Genomic DNA, 2,823 nt, shown 5'->3' with positions numbered 1-2,823 from the left:
GGTAAACGTTTATTGTCTATTATCGTGGGTATTTTAGTAGTAGGAGGATTAGTGATGTTTTTTAGTTTGAATGGAGAAACAAAAGAAGAATACGAGGCTAAATTGTTTCGACAGGAGCAAGAGAACATTGCACAGTATTTAACTGAGCACTATGAAAATATTAGGAAGATAGATTTTTTGAGTGCTGAAAAAGATTCTAAGACTGGTTTTACGGATGTGTTGATGGAAGTTAATTCAGAAATGGTTATTATGGTATCTTTTGGAGATTATGGAGATGATGACTATGTGATAACTTTCTATGAACATGGTGCAAAATTTGTGGACAGGAGTAGTAGTTCTATAGCTAATAGAGTTGATGTTAATTATATTGATGGAGATTCATAATGATTACCGAGAAAAATTACAATAATATTTCAAAAAAAGTATATGACTTAGACCCAGTGAAATATCCTGAGCTAGAGAAACAACTGAAAATTGATGACACATTTTTATCTAGCGGTCAGAGGTTTGTAGTTTTGCAGGCTGAGGGAAATTCGTTGAATCCCACCGATAACGGTATGCAGGCTATGGCAGTAGCACCTGTGAAGGGATACGATGTCGAAGGTAAACTTATTGTGGACACCAGTCAAATTGTTATTGCTTATGCGGGGACTAATATTAAGGATTCGAAAGATATCGATACAGATGTTCAAATGATTGCTGGAGGCAATACCACGACGCTAAAAACAGATTATGAGACTGTTCGTGTTCCTGGGACGACCCAGACAGTTCGTCTTCCTCAAACCCAAACAGATTCGCAATTAAAAACTGCTCAAAAATTTTATGAAGACATCCGAAAGAAGTATCCAGAAGCGAATTTGACTACTACAGGTCATTCATTAGGGGCTTATTTAGCTATTATTGTAGCAGCTGAAAACCAGATTCCATCAATAGCTTTTAATGGACCAGACCCTGTTAGGGGGATGTCAGATTCTGCGATAAAATGGGTCGAGGAAAATCGAAATCTATACACTAACTATCGCATTGAATGGGATGTCGTAGGTAATATTGGTGCTTATGGAGATAAGCACTTTAAGACAGATAATCTTGGAATTTCTATCAATTTAAAAGCTAAAAGATTAAGGAAGATTAGTTTTGATAGCATCTTAGAAGGTGGTTTTTATTGGCACAGTCTAAGTGCATATGATTTTAACGAGTATGGTCGAATTGTAGATAGGGATGGTAATGTTGTTAATAATCGTTTTTTAGCATCAACGCAATATCAGACTGTATTGACAGCATCAAGTAGTATGGCACAACTAAAAGAATTTGCTTCGCAATCGTCATTATTAGGCACTGCTTCAGGCGAAATTTTCTTGGACGCCGGTCAAGGCTATATTCTTGGGGCGTCCATGGCTGAAGCGGCTAAGTCAGGTTTGGATGAGATGACCGCTCTCAAGACTAAGGCAGATGCAGAGGTCGAAGCGATCTGGTCAAAGGTTGATTTTTCCATCTATTCTGAGCTATCAGCTTGGGAAGTCAGAGACATCTTTGCTTCTCATGGTGTGACTCACCAAGAAATTGTTAGTGACTTTCATGTTGGGAATATGACCGTCCAAAATCTAGTAAAGACCACCCAACAATAAAACCAATTCCGCTCATAGCTTATCCTATTCAAAACTCATCCATGCGTGGGACAATTGTTCTTGATCCATTACTTGGTTCTGGTTCGACCCTAATTACCGCAGACCAAACTGGAAGGGTTTGTTACGGCATTGAGCTAGATGAAAAGTTTGTGGATGTCATTGTCAAACGTTATATAGAATCAACAGGAAATGACAACGTGACGGTATTGCGTGATGGACAGACTTTGACCTTTGATGAAGCCTATTCAATGATTGAGGAGATTGAGCGAGTGATTCGGCAAGAATAATCTACGAAGTTTTTTAATTTAATAAAAAACTAAGATAATGCTCTCAATTCAGTGTAAATAGTGTATAGGAGGCTCTTATGACACTTAAGCATTTATTGACGATGAGTATGTTAACAGAAACATAGAGAGTAATAAGGACTTAAAAATTATTACTACACTTTAAAAATAATGAATAATAGATGTACAAGGAGGTCTATCAGATGAAACGACTGATTAGTATTGTAGCTAGTATTTTAGTAGTGGGAGGATTAGTGATGTTTTTTAGTTTGAATGGAGATAATCAACTTTCTAAGGAGGAGCAGCAATACCAATTAGAAGTTCAGATTGCCAAATTAATTGTAAGTGATTATGAAGATGTTGAAACGATTGAGTTTCAAGGTTGGGGCCATTCTTTAGAAACTGGCATGTGGGGAACGACAGTTGTGGTTAATGGAAGTAATCGAATGAGTTTTTCTTTTTCGGATTTAAAAGGTTTAGAAAATATTAGAGGTATAAGATATAATTTAGATAGCTTTACCTTAATAGAAAAGTCTGAGACTAAATCAAAATTAAGAATTATGGATAGAATAGATGAAATACTGACAGTGTCTATTACTGGAACAACAGTTATTCATTCAAATCATAGAGATGAGGAATAGTATGACTATAACTATAACAGACAGTAGTTACAATTATTTGGCAGGTCAAGTCTATAATGTCGAGCCAAGTAAGGCACAATCAAATGATGAAGAGCCCGTTGTTAAGAAGGATTTGTTAACTGACCCAGTTACAGGGCAACAGTATAAAGTTCTCTCCGTTCAAGACAATAACAACGATGTCAATATTACAAACGATAATGGGATGCAGGCCATGGCAGTTGCTCCGTATGTTAATGGAAAGGCTGATACTAGCCAGATTGTTATTGCTTATAC

The 2,823-nt window shown here is 36.7% G+C and carries 3 protein-coding genes and 2 pseudogenes; all 5 read left to right on the top strand.

Annotation, left to right across the window (positions count from 1 at the left end):
• Positions 1–384, top strand: a 384-nt coding sequence (locus ACHBHN_RS11205) for a hypothetical protein (RefSeq protein ID WP_394734150.1), incomplete at its 5' end; no start/stop codon positions are given.
• Entirely contained in the window at positions 384–1,625 is a 1,242-nt protein-coding gene (locus ACHBHN_RS11200; RefSeq protein ID WP_172066665.1) for a hypothetical protein, read from the top strand. The genes ACHBHN_RS11205 and ACHBHN_RS11200, both read left to right, overlap by 1 nt.
• Positions 1,580–1,912 (top strand): annotated as a pseudogene (locus tag ACHBHN_RS11195) (DNA methyltransferase); the annotation flags it as partial. The gene ACHBHN_RS11200 and the pseudogene ACHBHN_RS11195, both read left to right, overlap by 46 nt.
• A 200-nt stretch (positions 1,913–2,112) precedes the next feature.
• A complete protein-coding gene (locus ACHBHN_RS11190; RefSeq protein ID WP_044693296.1) occupies positions 2,113–2,550 on the top strand; it encodes a membrane protein in 438 nt (145 codons plus the stop codon).
• A 7-nt stretch (positions 2,551–2,557) separates the two neighbouring features.
• Positions 2,558–2,823 (top strand): annotated as a pseudogene (locus tag ACHBHN_RS11185) (hypothetical protein); the annotation flags it as partial.

The sequence above is a fragment of the Streptococcus sp. A22 genome (assembly GCF_043674215.1).
GTDB classification, from domain to species: Bacteria; Bacillota; Bacilli; order Lactobacillales; family Streptococcaceae; genus Streptococcus; species Streptococcus suis_V.
The sequence above is the reverse complement of the archived record's forward strand: the minus strand, read 5'-3'. Positions and strand labels throughout refer to the sequence as shown.

Coding starts and splice junctions, on each gene's coding strand:
- ACHBHN_RS11200 (WP_172066665.1), top strand. CDS start 384: ATGATTACCGAGAAAAATTACAATAATATTTCAAAAAAAGTATATGAC.
- ACHBHN_RS11190 (WP_044693296.1), top strand. CDS start 2,113: ATGAAACGACTGATTAGTATTGTAGCTAGTATTTTAGTAGTGGGAGGA.